Genomic DNA, 17,007 nt, shown 5'->3' on the forward strand with positions numbered 1-17,007 from the left:
GGTCCTCACAGATGGTGGGCGAAGGATTCGTACGGTGCGTCGGGTTCGCCGGTCGGCTCGAAATGGCCGATGTTCTCCAGCGAGGTCCACCATTCGTCCCGTGGCTTCCAGGCGGCCCGGACCCGCATGCCCATCCGGACGTCGGCGGCGTCGCAGCCGAGGACCAGATGCAGGAACGCGATGTCCGCGCCGTCGAGCAGGATGTACGCGGCCACGTACGGCGGTTTGATCTTCTGGCCGAGGAACGGCACGTTCACGATGCAGAACGTGGTGACGATGCCGGTGTCGGGCAGTTCGACCTCGTCGGTGGTCGGGACACCGTCGGTCGGGCACGCGCCGCGCGGCGGGATGTAGACCTTCTCGCACGACGGGCAGCGCTGGCCGATCAGCTTCCCCTCGGCGAGCCCCCGCAGGTACCGGCTCTCCTCCGGTGACGCGGAATGTTGGTAGCGCAGATGGATCGGCGTGATCACCACGCTGACCGGCGCGCCCTCCTCGCGTTTCGCGACCGGGGGAGGCGCTTCGGTGGTTTCGGTGTCGGGCCCGTCGGCGGGGACGAAATAGGCGATGTCCCGGATGTGGCCGACGGTCTCGTCCGCCCAGCGGATCCGGACCCGTTGTCCGGTGTGGACTCCTCCGGGGGAGCCTGCGTCGACGGCGTGCAGGATCGAGGTGTCGGCGCCGTCGAGCCGGATCAGCGCCCACGCGAACGGCCGCGACAACGGCTGACCGTCGACGGGTTCGGCGATCCAGGACCAGGAGACGATCTCGCCCTCGGAAGCCACCGGAACGAACTCGGACAAGGCTTCGGCGGTCACGGGGTCGTACTCCAGCGGGGGCACATGGACGCGGCCGTCGCTGCCCCGGACGCCTTCGACGCGGCGCTCGCGCAGGGCGTCGACGAACCGGCCGAGTACCGGGCCGACCGAACGCGTGTAGTCGAAGCCCACGTTGAGCGGGGCCGACAGCGGGAGTTCAGGTGCGCTCACATCCTGAGTGAAACACGTTCTCGATTTCTCGGCAAGATCGGCCATCTGGGCTTGGCTGACGGTTGCCCTTGAGTGGAACGCGTTCTAGATTCGGCGGTATGTCGACTGCCACCGGGACACTTGGGGTCTGGAACATCGCCGCGCGGGAACCTGAGCGGGTCGCGCTCGTCGATCCGGACGGCCGCTCGATCGGCTACGGGGACCTCGCCGCGAAAGCGAACGCGTACGCCCGGGGCCTGCAGGCCCTCGGGCTCGAAGCCGGGGACGTGGTCGTCGTCCTGCAACCCAACGGCGACGAACTCGTGGCGGCCTATTTCGCCGCCATTCAGTCCGGTCTGTACATCGTGGTGGTCAACTGGCACCTCGTCGGGCCGGAGGTCGCCTACATCCTGTCCGACAGCGGTGCCAAGGCCTTCCTCGCGCACGAACGCTTCGCCGACGTCGCGATCGCGGCCGCGGACGAGGCCGGGATCCCGGAACGCGGCCGGTTCGCCGTCGGCGACGTCGAGGGCTTCCGCCGGATCGAGGAACTCGGCTCCGGCGAGGGCGACGGCCGCCCGGAGCGGCGCACGGCCGGCTCGCCGATGCTCTACACGTCGGGCACCACGGGACGGCCCAAGGGGGTCCGGCGGCCGCTGACCGGCGCCGACCCCGACTCCGTGCCCGCCGCGTCGACGTGGTTCTTCGGGATCTTCGGGCTGGCGCCGCACGACGGCCACGTGCACCTGTGCGGATCGCCGCTCTACCACACGGCGGTGCTCAACTTCGTCGCGATCTCCCTGCAGCTGGGCCATACCGCGGTGCTGATGGACCGCTGGGACGCCGAGGAAATGCTGCGGCTGATCGACCGGCACCGCGTCACGCACAGCCATATGGTCCCGACGCAGTTCCGCCGCCTGCTCGCGCTGCCGGACGACGTCCGCGCGGCCTACGACCTGAGTTCGCTGCGCGTGATGATCCACGGCGCCGCGCCGTGCCCGCTGGAGGTCAAGCGCCGGATGCTCGATTGGTGGGGCCCGGTCGTCACCGAGTACTACGCGGCCACCGAGGGCGGCGGCACGGCGATCTCGGGGGAGGAATGGCTGAAGAAACCGGGTTCGGTCGGGCTGCCGTGGCCGGGATCGATCATCAAGATCCTCGACGACGAGGGCACGGAACTGCCCGCCGGCGAGACCGGCACGGTGTACATGAAGATGGGCGACTCGAAGTTCGAGTACCACAAGGACCGCGCCAAGACGGACAAGGCGCGGGTCGGGGATCTGTTCACCCTCGGCGACGTCGGGCATCTCGACGAGGACGGCTACCTCTTCCTGCACGACCGCAAGGCGGATCTGATCATCTCGGGCGGGGTCAACATCTACCCGGCGGAGATCGAAGGCGAACTGGTGATGCACCCGAAGATCGCCGACGTCGCCGTGTTCGGCGTCCCGCACGAGGACTGGGGCGAGGCGATCAAGGCCGTCGTCGAGCCCGCGGAAGGTGTCGAGCCCTCCGACGAGCTGACCGCGGAGATCCTGGAGTACGCGGCGTCACGGCTCGCGAAGTTCAAGCTCCCGCGTTCCGTCGACTACTTGCCCGAACTCCCGCGCGACCCGAACGGGAAGCTCTACAAGCGCAAGCTCCGCGACCCCTACTGGGAAGGCCACCGCGTCCCCTGACGCATTTAGTCCTCTGGATGCGGTAGTTCACTCCACGAACTACCGCATCCAGAGGACGAAACGCGGGGGTTAGCGGCCCCGGAAGACGGGCTTGCGCTTCTCGGCGAAGGCGCGGGGGCCTTCCTTCGCGTCTTCGCTCGCGAAGACCTCGATGCCGTACTGGGCGTCGAGCTTGAAGGCCTCTTCCTCGTGCATACCCTCGGTGTCGCGCATGGTCTTGAGGATCGCGCGGACGGCCAATGGGCCGTTCTGGGAGATGAGACTGGCGAGTTCGAGCGCCTTGTCCAGCGCCTTGCTGTCCGGGACGACGTGGCCGATCAGGCCGATCTCCAGCGCCTCGGCCGCCTTGATGTGCCGCCCGGTCAGCAGCAGGTCCGCGGCGACGGTGTACGGGATCTGCCGGGGGAGCCGCACGGCCGAACCGCCCATCGGGAACAGGCTCCATCGCGCCTCGGACACCCCGAACTTCGCGCTCTCGCCCGCGACGCGGATGTCCGTGCCCTGCAGGATCTCCGTGCCGCCGGCGATCGCGGCGCCTTCGACGGCGGCGATCAACGGCTTCGTCAGCCGTCGCCCCTTGAGCAACCCCTCGATCTTGCTGGGGTCGAAAGTGCCCTTCTCGAACGAGTCCGACGGCGAGTTCTTCGACATCGACTTCAGATCCGCGCCGGCGCAGAAAGCGCCACCCGCTCCGGTGAGCACGCAGCACCGGATGTCGTCGTCCTCGTCGACCCGGTTCCACGCCTCGACCATGATCCCGAGCATCTCGCCGCTGAGCGCGTTGCGGGCCTCCGGCCGGTTCATCGTCACCACGAGGGTGTGTCCGGTCTTTTCCACCAGCGCGTGCGGTTCGCCCACCAGAACCTCCCATAGAGCGGCCATTGCCCAGAACGATAACATGTTCTACTTTGTGGGAGTGGCACTCAACATCGCGGATCTACTCGAGCACGCCGTCGACGCCGTGCCGGAGCGCATCGCGGTCGTCTGCGGCGATCGGCGGGTCACCTTCGCCGAACTGGAAGAGCGCGCCAACCGGCTGGCGCACCATCTCGCCGCACACGGCGTGGGACCCGGATCCCACATCGGTGTCTATTCCCGGAACTCGATCGAGGCCCTGGAATCGATGATCGCCGCGTACAAGCTGCGCGCGATCGCGGTCAACGTCAACTATCGCTACGTCCACGGCGAACTGCGGTACCTGTTCGACAACGCCGACCTCGTGGCGCTGGTACACGAGCGCCAGTATTCGGACAAGGTCGCCGCCGTCCTGCCGGAAACCCCGAAACTGAAACACGTTGTCGTTGTCGACGACGGAAGCGACGGCGACTATTCGTCCTATGGCGGCGTGGATTACGAAGCCGCGCTCGCCGAAGGCTCGCCCGAGCGGGACTTCGCCGAGCGCAGCGCCGACGACATCTACATCCTCTACACCGGCGGCACCACCGGGTATCCCAAGGGCGTCCTGTGGCGCCACGAGGATATCTGGCGGGCGCTCGGTGGCGGTATCAACTTCGTCACCGGCGAGTACGTCCCGGACGAGTGGACGCTCGCCGAACAGGGCAAGTCGGGCAGCCTGGTCCGGCTCCCGGCCGCGCCGCTGATCCACGGCGCCGCGCAGTGGGCCGCGTTCGGCGCGCTGTTCACCGGCAGCCCGGTCGTGTTCGTCCCGCGGTTCGACGCGCACGAGGTCTGGAAAGCCGTGCAGGACAACAAGGTCCAGGTGCTCACCATCGTCGGCGACGCGATGGCGCGGCCGCTCATCGACGCCTATCGCGAGGGTGACTACGACGCGTCGTCGATCGTGGCGGTGTCGAGTCACGCCGCCCTGTTCTCCCAGTCGGTGAAGCAGGAATTCCTGTCGCTGCTCCCGAACGTGGTGATCACCGACGCGATCGGCTCCTCCGAAAGCGGCTTCACCGGGATCGGCATGGTCAGCAAGGACAGCGATCATTCCGCCGGCCCCCGGGTCAACTTCGGCAAGGACGCGATCCTCGTGGACGACGACGGCGCGCTCGTCGAGCCGAAACCGGGCGCGATCGGCCTGATCGCCCGGCGCGGGCACGTCCCGCTCGGGTACTACAAGGATCCCGCGAAGACCGAGAAGATCTTCGTCGAGATCGACGGCAAGCGGTACGTCGTCCCGGGTGACTACGCGCGTTACGAGGAAGACCTCACGGTGACCCTGCTCGGCCGGGGATCACAGTGTGTGAACACCGGCGGCGAGAAGGTGTACCCGGAAGAAGTCGAGGGCGCGCTCAAATCGCATCCGGACGTCTTCGACGCGCTCGTCATCGGCATCCCCGACGACCGGCTCGGCCAGCGGGTGGCGGCGGTGATCCAGCCGAGGCCGGGCAAGGAGATCGACGTCGCCGCGCTCGAAGCCCATGTGCGGACCGAGATCGCCGGATACAAGGTGCCGCGCAGTCTCTGGCTCGCCGACGAGATCGGGCGCTCGCCCAGCGGGAAACCGGACTATCCCTGGGCGCAGCGCTACGCCTCCGAGCACGAGCCCGTCACCATCCAACCGGCGTAAGGAGTTTCATGCGGACGTCTCTGTGCGACCGGCTCGGGATCGACCTGCCGATCGTCGGGTTCACCCCGTCCGAGCACGTGGCCGCGGCGATCAGCCGGGCGGGCGGTCTCGGTGTGCTGGGCTGTGTGCGGTTCAACGACGCCGCCGAGCTCGACGCCGTCCTGTCCTGGATGGACGAGAACACCGGCGGGAAGCCGTACGGCGTCGACATCGTGATGCCCGCGAAGATCCCGGCCGAAGGGACGTCGATCGATCTCGCGAAGCACATCCCGCAGGGGCATCGCGACTTCGTGGAGCGGACGCTGCGCGACCTCGCGGTGCCGCCGCTGCCGGACGACACCGACGAACGCGCCGGCGTGCTGGGCTGGCTGCATTCGGTCGCCCGGTCCCATGTCGAGGTCGCGCTGAAACACCCCATCCGGTTGATCGCCAACGCCTTGGGGTCACCGCCGGTGGACGTCATCGAACAGTGTCACGCGAAGGGTGTGCCGGTCGCGGCCTTGGCTGGCAAGGCCGAACACGCCGTCCGTCACGTCGACAACGGCGTCGACATCGTTGTGGCACAAGGATACGAGGCGGGCGGGCATACCGGCGAGATCGCGTCGATGGTCCTGCTGCCCGAGGTGGTGGACGCCGTCGGCGACCGGGTCCCGGTGCTCGCCGCGGGCGGGATCGGCTCGGGCAGGCAGGTCGCGGCCGCGCTCGCGCTGGGCGCGTCCGGGGTCTGGATGGGCTCCTTCTGGCTCGCCACCGAGGAATACCTCCAGACCATGGGGGAGTCCGAGGCGATGCAGCGGGCGCTGGTCGCGGCGGGGTCGTCCGACACCGTCCGGACGCGGATCTACACCGGCAAACCGGCGCGGCTGCTCAAGACGCGGTGGACCGAGGCGTGGGCCGCGCCCGACGCGCCCGAGCCGCTGCCGATGCCGCTGCAGAACCTGCTGGTCTCCCACGCGCACAACCGGATCCACCACGCGGCGGATCCGAGCGTGGTCTCGATGCCGGTCGGGCAGATCGTCGGGCGGATGGACCGGGTGCGCCCGGTGGCCGACGTGATCGCGGAACTCGTGTCGGGCTACGAGGAAACACTGTCGCGTTTGGACAAAACCCGCTGAAAAGACTCGTGAGTGGCAAGGACGGTTCTAACCGTCCTTGCCACTCACGAGTCAGGGCATGCCGTGCGGGTGGAAACTAGAGCCCGGCGGCCGCGTTCTTGATCGCGGTCGCGAAGGTGCTCACCTCGGTGTAGACGCCGGGAGCGTGCGCCCGCGCGCACCCCTCGCCCCAGCTGGTGATGCCGACCTGGATCCAGGCCCCGGCGCTGTCGCGGCGGAACATCGGGCCGCCCGAGTCACCCTGGCAGGTGTCGACGCCGCCGGAGTTGACGTTGCCCGCGCAGATCTCGGCGCTGTCGATCAGGTCGGCGTAGCTGCCGCCCTGCGCTTTGCAGGTCGAGTCGGAGACGAACGGCACGTTGGCCTTGAGCAGGTAACGCTGCTGCGCGCCGCCCTCGGTCGCGGCACCCCAGCCCGCGACGGTGAACGTCCCGCTGTTGTAGGCGGTGGAGGTGGCGATCGGCAGCGTCGGGATGCCGCTGACCGGGCTGGCGAGCTTGATCAGGGCCCAGTCACCGCCGGTGGAGGTGGGGTAGGTCGGCGACCGGTACACGTACGTCGACTTGACCTTCTTGGCCGCCGTGCTCTGCAGGTCCACCACGCCGAGGGTGGCGGTGATCCCCGTGTTGGCCCCGGTCCGCGACACACAGTGCGCGGCCGTCAGCACGATCTGCGGGGTGTAGAGCGCACCACCGCAACCCATGGAAAGCCTGACCATCCAAGGGAATTCGCCCTGAGCGGCCCGGGTGCCACCGACCACGTCGGTGGACGGCGGCTCCGCGGCGACGGCTTGCGGAGCCGTGGCGAGACCCGCCAGGGTTCCGGCCGCCGCGACGGCGATCAGGGACTTTTTGAGCAGGCTGAACCGACGCTTGATGTTCAAGGGTTCATTCCTTCCGGCTGTCCACAGTGGAGGCAGGGAGACTGACTGCGGCCAACTGACTACAGCAGGTGGGCATACGCCGGGACAACCAACTTTCTTCGGATCTTTCGGTCGATGGTGGTGATTAACGGACGTCCGCGCCTGGTCGCCGACGAATGGCGTAGGCCGGAGTGCCCAACGCCCCTACTCCCGGACCGGCGAGCGCCGGAACCGCCGGAAGGCTGAACACCCGCCGGAGGTGCCCTTTTCGGCCACCAGTGTGAGCGTGGCATGAACACTTCGTTCGGGTCAGTACAGGCATGGGGAATCGGGCCTAGGATCTGGATCGTGAAAGCGCGTTCGCCTAGACTGCATCCCCCCGCCGACGGCCCGGTTCGGGACGGAATTCCCGAGCACGGCCGCATTCCCCGCTATTACGCGGTCAAAGTCGATCTTCTCGACGTGATCTCCGAATTAGGACAAGGAGCGGTACTTCCCACCGAAAGGGAACTGTCCGAACGATTCGAGGTTTCCCGTGCGACGGTCCGCCAGGCCGTCGGCGAACTCGTGCTGGAAGGGCGGCTGAGCAGGCGTCAGGGGAGCGGCACGTACGTCGCGGGCCCCAAGCTCGTCCAGCCGCTCGCCCTGGTGAGTTACACCGAAGGACTCAGGAGGCAGGGCATTCAGCCAGGCCGGAATCTGATCTCTTTGGAACGCCGGGAGGCGGGTCCGTCGCTGGCGTCGGAACTGGAAATCGATCCCGAAGACGACGTCATCCACATCGAACGGGTGCTGCTCGCCGACGACGAGCGGGTCGGGCTGGAATCGACCTATCTCACCGCCGCGCGATTCCCGACGCTCATGGATGTGTTCGATCCCACACAGTCGCTCTACGCCTGCTTGCGGGAAAGGCTGGGGGTGGTCTTCGACGGCGCCGAGGAGCGGGTCGAGACCGTGCTCGCCACGCCGCGGGAGGCGCTGCTGATCGGGACGAACCCGGCGCTGCCGATGCTGCTGATGCACCGGACCTCGTGGGGGACCGACGGGGTCCCGTTCGAACGCGTCCGGTCGCTGTTCCGCGGTGACCGGCTCTCCTTCGAGACCCGACTGGGCCGCGTGGAGTAGCCACCGACCGCATTCAGTCCTCTGAACGCGATATTTGCGGATTCAACGACCGCATCCAGAGGACGAAACGCGGCGTAATGTAACGTAAAGATAACAGGTCTGGTCCAGATTTGGCGGGCGCTTCACCTGGGGTTAGAGCCAGGGTCACGGAGCGTTGGTGCGCGCAGGCGAGCGTCTGCGGTGTGCGAATCCTCATCATCGGCGGCGGGGTGCTCGGCACCCAGCACGCCTGGCAGGCCGTCGAACGCGGCCACGAAGTCGTCCAGATCGAACGGGAACCCGAGGCCAGGGGCGCGTCCGTGCGCAACTTCGGCCTGGTCTGGGTCGGTGGCCGCGCCAGTGGCCCCGAACTGGAGACGGCCGCCAGGGCGCGGGTGCTGTGGGAGCGCATCGGCGAGCGCGTCGAAGGGATCGGCTTCCGGCCGAACGGCTCGCTCACCGTCGTCCGCACCGAGGCCGAACTCGCCGTCGCGCGGGCGGCGGCCGACACCACCGAAGACCGCGGTTTCAAGCTGCTCGACGCCGCCGAGGCCCGCGAGCTGAACCCGGCCCTGCGCGGCGACTTCCTCGGCGCGCTCTGGTGCGACCGCGACGCCGCCGTCGAACCGCGCGTCGCCCAGCCGGCCCTGCGCGCCGAACTCGCGAAGTCCGGCCGCTACACCTGGGTGCCCGGCCGCGAGATCCGCGACCTGACCGGCCGCGGTGTCACCGACGACACGGGTGAGACCCACGAGGGCGACGTCGTGGTGCTGTGCACCGGCGCCTGGACCGGCGGCCTGGTCAAGGAGCTCGCCGGGACGGCGCCGGTCCGCCGCGTGCGGCTGCAGATGGCCCAGACCGAGCCGCTCGGGGAAACCCTCACCACCACGGTCGCCGACGCGGACAGCTTCCGGTACTACCCGGCGTACCGCGGCGAGGCACTCGACGGCCTCAACGCGGGCCAGCCGCAGGGCGACGTCGCCGCGGCCCACAAGATGCAGTTGCTCATGGTCCAGCGGCTCGACGGCTCGCTGACCATCGGCGACACCCACGAATACGACGAGCCGTTCTCGTTCGACACCACCGAAGCCCCGTACGACCATCTGGCCGAGGTCGCCGGCGCGCTGCTCGGACGGCCGCTCCCGCGGATCGCCCGCCGCTGGGCCGGGGTCTACGCCCAGACCACCGACACCACCCGGATCGTGCACCGCGCCCGCGTCGCGGACAACGCGTGGCTCGTCACCGGACCGGGTGGCCGGGGGATGACCTGTTCCCCCGCCATCGCCGAAGACACCGCAGAGGAGCTGTCCTGGTGAACACCGAACTCGTCGTCCTGGACATGGCCGGGACCACCGTCGCCGACGACGGCCTGGTGATCCGCGCCTTCACCGCGGCGATCGCCGCCGCCGGAGTGTCCGAAGAGGACAGCCGCTTCCCCGGAATGCTCGACTACGTCGTCGAAACGATGGGGCAGTCCAAGATCGTCGTCTTCCGCGCCCTGCTCGACGGAGACGAGGAACGCGCCCAGCGCGCGAACACCGCCTTCCAGGACGCCTACGGGAAACTCGTCGCCGACGGCCACTGCGAGCCGATCCCCGGCGCCGAGCAGACGATCCAGGAACTGCGTGCCCAAGGCGTGAAGGTCGCGCTCACCACCGGCTTCGCGCCGGACACGCAGAACGCGATCCTGGACGCGCTGGGCTGGCACGGCCTCGCCGACGCCGTGCTGGCGCCGGGCGACGGGGTGCGCGGCCGTCCGTTCCCCGACCTCGTCCTCGCCGCCGCGCTGCGGCTCGAAGTCACCGATGTCCGCCGTATCGCCGTCGCCGGTGACACCCCCTCGGACGTCCGGACCGGGCTGCGGTCCGGCGCCTCGCTCGTCGCCGGAGTGCTCACCGGATCGGCGAAAAAGCCGGAACTCGAAGCCGCCGGCGCCACCCACGTCCTCGAATCCGTCCGCGACCTCCCCGCCCTGCTGTCCTAAAAGGAGCTTTGACGACATGAAGAAACTCGCGGCCACCGCCCTCGCCGGTCTGCTCGCCCTCGCCCTGGGCGCCTGCGGCGGAACCGCCGGTGGCGCGTCCGGCGACCAGACCGTCACGCTGTACACAGTGGACGGTCTCGAGGACTGGTACGCCCAGCGCATCGAGGAGTTCAAGGCCAAGACCGGGATCACCGTCCAGGCGGTGACCGCCGGCTCCGGCGAGGTCGCCTCGCGGGTGGAGAAGGAGAAGGCAAACACCCAGGCCGACATCCTGGTCACGCTGCCGCCGTTCATCCAGCGGGCCGCGTCGCAGGGGCTGCTCGCCGCCACGGCGCCCGCCGGGATCGACCAGGTGCCCGCCGGGCAGAAGGACGGCCAGGGTCGCTACTTCGCCCTCATGAACAACTACCTCAGCTTCATCCGCAACCCGCAGGTCTCGCCCAAGACCTGGGACGACCTCCTGTCTCCCTCGCTCAAGGGCAAACTCCAGTACTCGACCCCCGGCGAGGCGGGCGACGGCACCGCGGTCCTGCTGCAGCTCCAGCACGTCCTCGGCGATCAGGGCGCGCTCGACTACCTCTCGAAGCTCGAAGCCAACAACGTCGGCCCGTCGTCCTCCACCGGCAAACTCCAGCCGAAGGTGGCCAAGGCCGAGATCCTGGTGGCCAACGGCGACGTCCAGATGAACCTCGCCGAGATCGAGAAGAGCGGCGGTTTCGAGGTCTTCTTCCCGGCCGACGCGCAGGGCAAGCGCTCCACCTTCGCCCTCCCGTACTACGCCGGGCTGGTGAACAACGCGCCGCACGCCGAGAACGCCAAGAAGTTCCTGGACTTCCTGCTCTCACCCAAGGTGCAGGGCAAGGCCGTCGACGCCTTCGGCGCCCCGTCGCGGACCGACGTCACGCCGACCGGCCCGCGCGCGGACAAGGTGAAGGCCGCACTCGCCGGAGTCGAGATCTGGCAGCCGGACTGGGACGCCGTCCTCGCGAAGCTCGACGCCGATCTCGCCGCGTACAAGAAGGCCGTGGGCCGATGACCCCGGCGGTCGAATTCCGCGGGGTTTCCGTCCGCTTCGGCCGGACGACCGCCCTCTCGCCACTGGACCTCACCGTGGCGAGAGGGGAGACGCTGGCGATGCTCGGGCCGTCCGGTTCCGGCAAGTCGACGGCGCTGAAGGCGCTCGCGGGTTTCGTCGTGCCGAGCACGGGCCGGGTCCTGCTCGACGGCGAGGACGTCACCGATCTGCCGCCGCACCGGCGCGGCCTCGGCGTGGTCGTGCAGAGCTACGCGCTGTTCCCGCATATGCGGGTCGAGGCCAACGTCGCTTTCGGCCTCAAGGCAAGGAAAACGCCTCGGGCCGAGACCGCGCGCCGGGTCGCCGAGGCACTGGAGCTGGTCGGGATGGGCAAGTACGCCCGTCGCTACCCGCGTGAGCTCTCCGGTGGGCAGCAGCAGCGCGTCGCGCTCGCGCGGGCGCTGGCCATCCGCCCTCGTGTGCTGCTGCTGGACGAACCACTGTCCGCTTTGGACGCCGCCCTGCGCGAGGACATGGTCGCCGAACTCCTGCGGCTGCGCGCCGAACTCCCCGACACCACGCTGATCTACGTCACCCACGACCAGGGTGAGGCGCTGGCGCTGGCCGACCGGATCGCCGTCATGCGCGATTCGAGGCTGGTCGAACTCGGGCCCAGCCGCGAGCTCTACCAGCGGCCGTCGACGGAGTTCACCGCGAGCTTCCTCGGCGCGTCCAACCTCATCCCGGTCGAGCTGATCCAGGCCGACGGCACCCGCGTCCGGCTGGGTGACCGCGAGCTGGCGGCCGATCCGTCCGGGACCTTCCGGGCGGGCCAGCCCGTCGCGCTCGGCGTCCGGCCGCATCGGATCGGCATCACCGCGGCGGACGCCCCCGGCGCGCTGCCCGCGGTCCTGCGCGGTGTCCAGTGGCGTGGCACGGGTTTCCGGCTCGACCTCGAACTCGCCCACGACGGGAACGAGGTCCGGGCCGAAGTGTCGGACATCGACGGCCTTCCGCACGTGGGGCAGCGGGTCGGAGTGTCCATTCCGGACGGTTGCCCGCTGGTGGGTGTCGGATGACCGGCCTCGCGCTCACCGCCGTGGCGGCACCGGCGCGGCGGCGGGAGAAACGGCCCGGCCGCGGGTGGTTCCTGCTGCCGCCGGTGCTCGTCCTGCTCGGCTTCTTCGGCTACCCGCTGGTGCTGGTCGTCCTCCAGTCCCTGGAATCGAAGACCGGCGAGTTCGGGCTTTCGGTATGGCTGGAGGTCCTGGGCTCGGCGGAATTCCGGGACGCCGCCTGGAAGACCGTCGCGCTCGCGCTCGGCGCCACCGCGGGCTGCGTGGTGCTGGGGACGTTCCTCGCGCTGGTGATCGCGTTCGTGCCGTTCCCCGGGGCGCGGACGCTCTCGCGGCTGGTGGACACCGTGCTCGCGTTCCCGTCGTTCCTCATCGCGCTCGCGTTCACCTTCATCTACGGCAGCGCCGGAATCCTGGGTGCGGGCGGATTCCTGTACTCGCCGTTCGGGATCCTGCTGGCCGAGATCACCTTCTACACGCCGTTCGTGATGCGGCCCGCGCTCGCCGCGTTCGGTCAGGTCTCGTCGGCGCAGATGGAGGTCGCGGCCAGTCTCGGCGCGAAACCCGGCCGCGTGCTGCGCCAGGTGATCCTGCCGGAAGCCTTGCCGTCACTGGCTTCCGGCGCCTGCCTGACCATGCTGCTGGCGATGAACGAGTTCGGCATCGTGCTGTTCCTCGGCGCCAAGGACGTCACGACGCTGCCGATGCTGGTCTACGGCAAGGGAATCGTCACCTTCGACTTCCCGCAAGCCTGTGTCATCGCGGTGGTCAACGTCGTGTTCTCCCTTGTCCTGTACGGAACCTACCGGCGACTGACGAAGGGAGGCCGTCGTGCTGCTGTGGACCAGGCGTAGCCGCGTCCTGCTGTGGGCGGTGTTCGCGGTGCTGTTCACCGCGATCGTGCTGGCGCCGCTGCTGATGATCGTGCTGGCGTCGGTCGCCGGGAACTGGACGGGATCGCTGCCCGGCGCGCTCACCGGCTCGCATTTCGCGCAGGCGCTGTCCGGGGAGACGTTCGCGAGTCTCTCGGTGAGCATTCAGACCGGTGTCATCGCGTCGCTGGTGTCGGTACTGCTGGGCACGTGGGCCGCGCTCGCGTCGCAGTCGGCGCCGCCGAAGCTGCGGAAGGCCGTCGACACCCTGTTCCACCTGCCGATCGCGGTGCCGTCGGTGGTGCTGGGGCTGGCGCTGCTCGTCGCGTTCAGCCGTCCGCCGCTCGCCTTCAACGGCACGCGCTGGATCGTGCTGCTGGGGCACGTGATGATCCTGCTGCCGTTCTCCTACAGCACGGTCTCCGCCGCGATCGCGCGGATGGATCCGCTGCTGGCACAGGCGGCGGCGAGTCTCGGCGCTTCGCCGGCCCGGGTGCTGCTGCGGGTGCGGCTGCCGGTCCTGCTGCCGTCGATCTCGGCTTCGGCGAGCCTCGCGCTGGCGATGTCGATGGGCGAACTGGGCGCGACGATGATGCTGTACCCGCCGGACTGGCGCACACTGCCCGCGAGCATCTTCGCGCTCACCGACCGGGGCCAGGTGTTCCTCGCGTCGGCGAGCACCGTGCTGCTGCTGGCCGTCACGCTCGCGGGGGTGGTGATCCTCGGCCTGGCGCGCGGCCGCGCGGCTCAGCGGTGATGCAACCTCGGGTGAGGTTCATTCCGTCCTGAAACCATGATGAACGCAGCGAAGACGCTGGGCGCGGGGCTCGTGCTCGCCGCGACGGCGGCCTGCGGCGCGGGCGGCCCCGGAGCACCGGCGAACACGAGCACCCCTCCGGTCGTCACCACACCTTCGGATCTGCCCACCTCGCTCCCGGCGAGCCCGCCGGTCGCGAAACCGCCGATGTCACGGCCGACCGTCGGGCCGCCGCCCTCGGACAAGATGCTGCCGCCGTCCCAGGTCGACACCAAGCTGCCCGTGCGGGTCAGCGCCGAGAACGGCGGCCTGAACGTGCACCTCGAACTGAGCGGCTGCGACGAGGCGAGGGCGAACCTCGCCGAAGAGACCGCGCAGCGGGTCGTGGTCCACGTGACCATCGACCACGGGAAGCCGGGACAGATGTGCCCGCAGGTGATCCGCTACGTCGTCCTGCCGGTGAAACTCGCCGAGCCGCTCGGCACCCGGACCGTGGTCTTGTAAGCGGGCCGGGATCATGTGCAACCCCACGGCGGCTTCGTTCCGTCCCAGTCACATGAGGTACTTAACGAATGTCATCGGCCTTGGCCTGATCGTCGTTGCGGTATCCGCCTGCGGGGCGCAGAACCAGGCGGCGGAACCCGCGGCCGGCCCCGGGAGCGGCACCCTGAGTACCGTGCCGCCGTCCCCGACCGTGCCGCCTTCGTCGTCGGCGCCCGCCCCGGCCAGCAAGCCGGGGAACCAGCCGGGTGTGCCGTCCGCGCCGCGCCAGGAGGTTCCGGAAGGCAGCACGAAGCTGCCGGACAAGCAGCTCGACGCGTCGGCACTGCCCGCGGACTATCCGCGTGAGGTGTACACCAGCAACGGCGGGACGATCCTGAACATCCGCGGCCAGGAAGGCGGCTGCGGGCACGCGACGGCGGAGGCCGCGCAGCAGGACGGGACCAGGGTCACCGTCAACCTGACCGAACTGAAGGGCCAGACCGGCCAGATGTGCACGATGGACATCCGGCATCCGGTGATCTCGGTGGCGCTCGCGGCGCCGCTGGGGGAGCGGACCGTGGTCCTGAAGCAGATGCGCTGACGCTTACGGGCGCGTCCCGGGAACGTGCCGAAATTCCGTGAAGGCCTCCTTGAGGGACCCAGAGTCCCTCAAGGAGGCCTTCACGGACGTCAGCGGAAGCTGATCTGCAGCACCGGTTCCGAGGTGGCCTCGAAGAAGTCGTTGCCCTTGTCGTCGATGACGATGAACGCGGGGAAGTCCTCGACCTCGATCTTCCAGACCGCTTCCATCCCCAGCTCGGCGTACTCGAGGACGTCGACCTTCTTGATGCAGTCCTGCGCCAGCCGCGCGGCCGGGCCGCCGATCGAGCCGAGGTAGAACCCACCGTGCTCGTTGCACGCCGCGGTCACCTTCTTGGACCGGTTGCCCTTCGCCAGCATCACCAGCGAGCCGCCCGCGGCCTGGAACTGCTCGACGTAGGAGTCCATGCGGCCCGCGGTGGTCGGCCCGAAGGAGCCTGACGCGTAGCCCTCGGGCGTCTTCGCCGGGCCCGCGTAGTACACGGGGTGGTCGCGAAGGTACTGAGGCATCTCTTCGCCCGCGTCGAGCCGCTCGGCGATCTTCGCGTGCGCGATGTCGCGGGCGACGACGAGCGGGCCGGTCAGCGACAGGCGGGTCTTCACCGGCAGCTGCGAGAGCTGGGCGCGGATCTCGGCCATCGGCCGGTTCAGGTCGACGGTCACCACCTCGTCGGACAGGTCGTCCTCGGTGACGTCCGGCAGGAACTGCGCGGGGTCGCGCTCCAGCTGCTCCAGGAACACTCCGTCGGCGGTGATCTTCGCCTTCGCCTGGCGGTCGGCCGAGCACGACACGGCGACGCCGACAGGGCAGGACGCGCCGTGGCGCGGCAGGCGGATCACCCGGACGTCGTGGCAGAAGTACTTGCCGCCGAACTGCGCGCCGATACCGAACTGGCGCGTCATCTCCAGCACCTGCTGTTCGAGATCGACGTCGCGGAAACCGTGCCCCAGTTCGGAACCCTCGGTCGGGAGGTCGTCGAGATAGCGGGCCGAGGCCAGCTTCGCGACCTTCAGGTTGAACTCCGCCGACGTGCCGCCGACGACGATCGCGAGGTGGTACGGCGGGCAGGCCGCGGTGCCGAGGCTGCGCAACTTCTCGTCGAGGAACTTCGCGAGCCGCTTCGGGTTCAGGACGGCTTTCGTTTCCTGATAGAGGAACGTCTTGTTCGCGCTGCCGCCGCCCTTGGCCATGAACAGGAATTCATAGCTCGGGTCGTCTTGACCGTCTTTGTGATAAAGCTCGATCTGGGCAGGCAGGTTGGTACCCGTATTGCGCTCATCCCAGAAATTCACCGGCGCCATCTGCGAATAGCGCAGATTCAACTCCTGATAGGCGTCGAAAATACCGCGAGAGAGCGCGCGCTCGTCGTCGGCGCCGGTGAGCACGCCTTCGCCGCGTTTGCCGATCACGATCGCGGTGCCGGTGTCCTGGCACATCGGGAGGACGCCGCCGGCGGAGATCGCCGCGTTGCGCAGCAGGTCCATCGCGACGAACCGGTCGTTGCCGCTGGCCTCGGGGTCGTCGACGATCGCGCGCAGCTGCGCCAGGTGTGACGAGCGCAACAGGTGCTGGATGTCGGTGATCGCGGTCTTGGCGAGTTTGGTGAGCGCCTCGGGCTCGACCTTGAGGAACTTCCGGCCCGCGGCTTCGACGACCTCGACACCCTCGGTGCCGATCAGCCGGTACTCGGTGCGGGTGTCCTTGGCGAGCGGAAGGACTTCGGTGTACTGGAACGTGGTGGGCGCCACTGCGCGGGCTCCTTTGCCGGCATCGGGAACCCGCCCACGGTACCCAAGCCCGGCCACGGCGCCCGAGAGGCCACGGCGGACGTAACCGAGGCCACTGGCGGCGGGTGTGGACGCCAGCGGGTGGGGGGTGGTTGTTTTGGGTGTTAAAGGGCGATAAAAACACACACCACCCGCCGCCGAGGAAATAACGCCCGGGCCAATGTGGCCGCC

Annotated in this window: 16 protein-coding genes; 12 read left to right on the forward strand and 4 right to left on the reverse strand. The window is 69.0% G+C overall.

Annotated features, from left to right (window positions below; genetic code table 11):
• Window positions 1-5: 5 nt before the first annotated feature.
• The gene (locus ACFWIW_RS12105; protein ID WP_378368466.1) at window positions 6-1,034 is read right to left on the reverse strand and encodes a Zn-ribbon domain-containing OB-fold protein; all 1,029 of its coding nucleotides are present in this window, start codon (window positions 1,032-1,034) and stop codon (window positions 6-8) included.
• Between the two features lie 53 nt (window positions 1,035-1,087).
• On the opposite strand from ACFWIW_RS12105, the gene ACFWIW_RS12110 reads away from it, so the two are divergent.
• On the forward strand, window positions 1,088-2,647 hold the full coding sequence (locus tag ACFWIW_RS12110) for an acyl-CoA synthetase (protein ID WP_378368467.1): 1,560 nt from the start codon (window positions 1,088-1,090) through the stop codon (window positions 2,645-2,647).
• A 69-nt stretch (window positions 2,648-2,716) separates the two neighbouring features.
• On the opposite strand, the gene ACFWIW_RS12115 is transcribed toward ACFWIW_RS12110, so the two are convergent.
• Window positions 2,717-3,505, reverse strand: coding sequence for a crotonase/enoyl-CoA hydratase family protein (locus ACFWIW_RS12115; protein ID WP_378368544.1), 789 nt, complete (start codon window positions 3,503-3,505; stop codon window positions 2,717-2,719).
• A 58-nt stretch (window positions 3,506-3,563) separates the two neighbouring features.
• On the opposite strand from ACFWIW_RS12115, the gene ACFWIW_RS12120 reads away from it, so the two are divergent.
• Together ACFWIW_RS12120 and ACFWIW_RS12125 are read left to right on the forward strand one after the other, a co-directional pair.
• Complete coding sequence (locus tag ACFWIW_RS12120; protein ID WP_378368468.1) at window positions 3,564-5,180, forward strand: acyl-CoA synthetase; 1,617 nt, start codon at window positions 3,564-3,566, stop codon at window positions 5,178-5,180.
• Window positions 5,181-5,188: 8 nt separating this feature from the next.
• Window positions 5,189-6,295: a nitronate monooxygenase family protein gene (locus ACFWIW_RS12125; RefSeq protein ID WP_125675340.1), complete on the forward strand. Its 1,107-nt coding sequence runs from the start codon at window positions 5,189-5,191 to the stop codon at window positions 6,293-6,295.
• 76 nt (window positions 6,296-6,371) lie between these two features.
• On the opposite strand, the gene ACFWIW_RS12130 is transcribed toward ACFWIW_RS12125, so the two are convergent.
• Window positions 6,372-7,178 carry a S1 family peptidase gene (locus ACFWIW_RS12130; RefSeq protein WP_378368469.1) on the reverse strand — a complete coding sequence of 269 codons (807 nt, stop codon included), beginning with the start codon at window positions 7,176-7,178 and terminating at the stop codon, window positions 6,372-6,374.
• Between the two features lie 327 nt (window positions 7,179-7,505).
• Between ACFWIW_RS12130 and ACFWIW_RS12135 the strand changes: the two genes are divergently transcribed.
• From ACFWIW_RS12135 to ACFWIW_RS12175, 9 genes are all read left to right on the forward strand, one after another.
• Window positions 7,506-8,282 carry a GntR family transcriptional regulator gene (locus tag ACFWIW_RS12135; protein ID WP_016332909.1) on the forward strand — a complete coding sequence of 259 codons (777 nt, stop codon included), beginning with the start codon at window positions 7,506-7,508 and terminating at the stop codon, window positions 8,280-8,282.
• Between the two features lie 182 nt (window positions 8,283-8,464).
• Window positions 8,465-9,577: a TIGR03364 family FAD-dependent oxidoreductase gene (locus ACFWIW_RS12140; RefSeq protein WP_378368470.1), complete on the forward strand. Its 1,113-nt coding sequence runs from the start codon at window positions 8,465-8,467 to the stop codon at window positions 9,575-9,577.
• On the forward strand, window positions 9,571-10,245 hold the full coding sequence (locus ACFWIW_RS12145; protein ID WP_378368545.1) for a phosphonatase-like hydrolase: 675 nt from the start codon (window positions 9,571-9,573) through the stop codon (window positions 10,243-10,245). Before ACFWIW_RS12140 ends, ACFWIW_RS12145 begins: the two co-directional genes overlap by 7 nt.
• A gap of 16 nt (window positions 10,246-10,261) precedes the next feature.
• Window positions 10,262-11,281 carry a 2-aminoethylphosphonate ABC transporter substrate-binding protein gene (locus tag ACFWIW_RS12150; RefSeq protein ID WP_378368471.1) on the forward strand — a complete coding sequence of 340 codons (1,020 nt, stop codon included), beginning with the start codon at window positions 10,262-10,264 and terminating at the stop codon, window positions 11,279-11,281.
• On the forward strand, window positions 11,278-12,339 hold the full coding sequence (locus tag ACFWIW_RS12155; protein ID WP_378368472.1) for an ABC transporter ATP-binding protein: 1,062 nt from the start codon (window positions 11,278-11,280) through the stop codon (window positions 12,337-12,339). Before ACFWIW_RS12150 ends, ACFWIW_RS12155 begins: the two co-directional genes overlap by 4 nt.
• Window positions 12,336-13,190, forward strand: a complete 855-nt coding sequence (locus ACFWIW_RS12160; RefSeq protein WP_378368473.1) for a 2-aminoethylphosphonate ABC transporter permease subunit — start codon at window positions 12,336-12,338, stop codon at window positions 13,188-13,190. The genes ACFWIW_RS12155 and ACFWIW_RS12160 overlap by 4 nt, the downstream gene beginning before the upstream one ends.
• A complete protein-coding gene (locus ACFWIW_RS12165; RefSeq protein ID WP_378368474.1) occupies window positions 13,168-13,965 on the forward strand; it encodes an ABC transporter permease in 798 nt (265 codons plus the stop codon). Before ACFWIW_RS12160 ends, ACFWIW_RS12165 begins: the two co-directional genes overlap by 23 nt.
• Before the next feature lie 36 nt (window positions 13,966-14,001).
• Window positions 14,002-14,469 (forward strand): hypothetical protein, encoded by a 468-nt coding sequence (locus tag ACFWIW_RS12170; protein WP_378368475.1) that lies wholly within the window; start codon window positions 14,002-14,004, stop codon window positions 14,467-14,469.
• Between the two features lie 172 nt (window positions 14,470-14,641).
• The gene (locus tag ACFWIW_RS12175; protein WP_378368476.1) at window positions 14,642-15,049 is read left to right on the forward strand and encodes a hypothetical protein; all 408 of its coding nucleotides are present in this window, start codon (window positions 14,642-14,644) and stop codon (window positions 15,047-15,049) included.
• Between the two features lie 89 nt (window positions 15,050-15,138).
• On the opposite strand, the gene ACFWIW_RS12180 is transcribed toward ACFWIW_RS12175, so the two are convergent.
• Window positions 15,139-16,797: a fumarate hydratase gene (locus ACFWIW_RS12180; protein WP_378368477.1), complete on the reverse strand. Its 1,659-nt coding sequence runs from the start codon at window positions 16,795-16,797 to the stop codon at window positions 15,139-15,141.
• Window positions 16,798-17,007: the final 210 nt, after the last annotated feature.

The organism is Amycolatopsis sp. NPDC058340, assembly GCF_042723975.1.
GTDB lineage: Bacteria > Actinomycetota > Actinomycetes > Mycobacteriales > Pseudonocardiaceae > Amycolatopsis.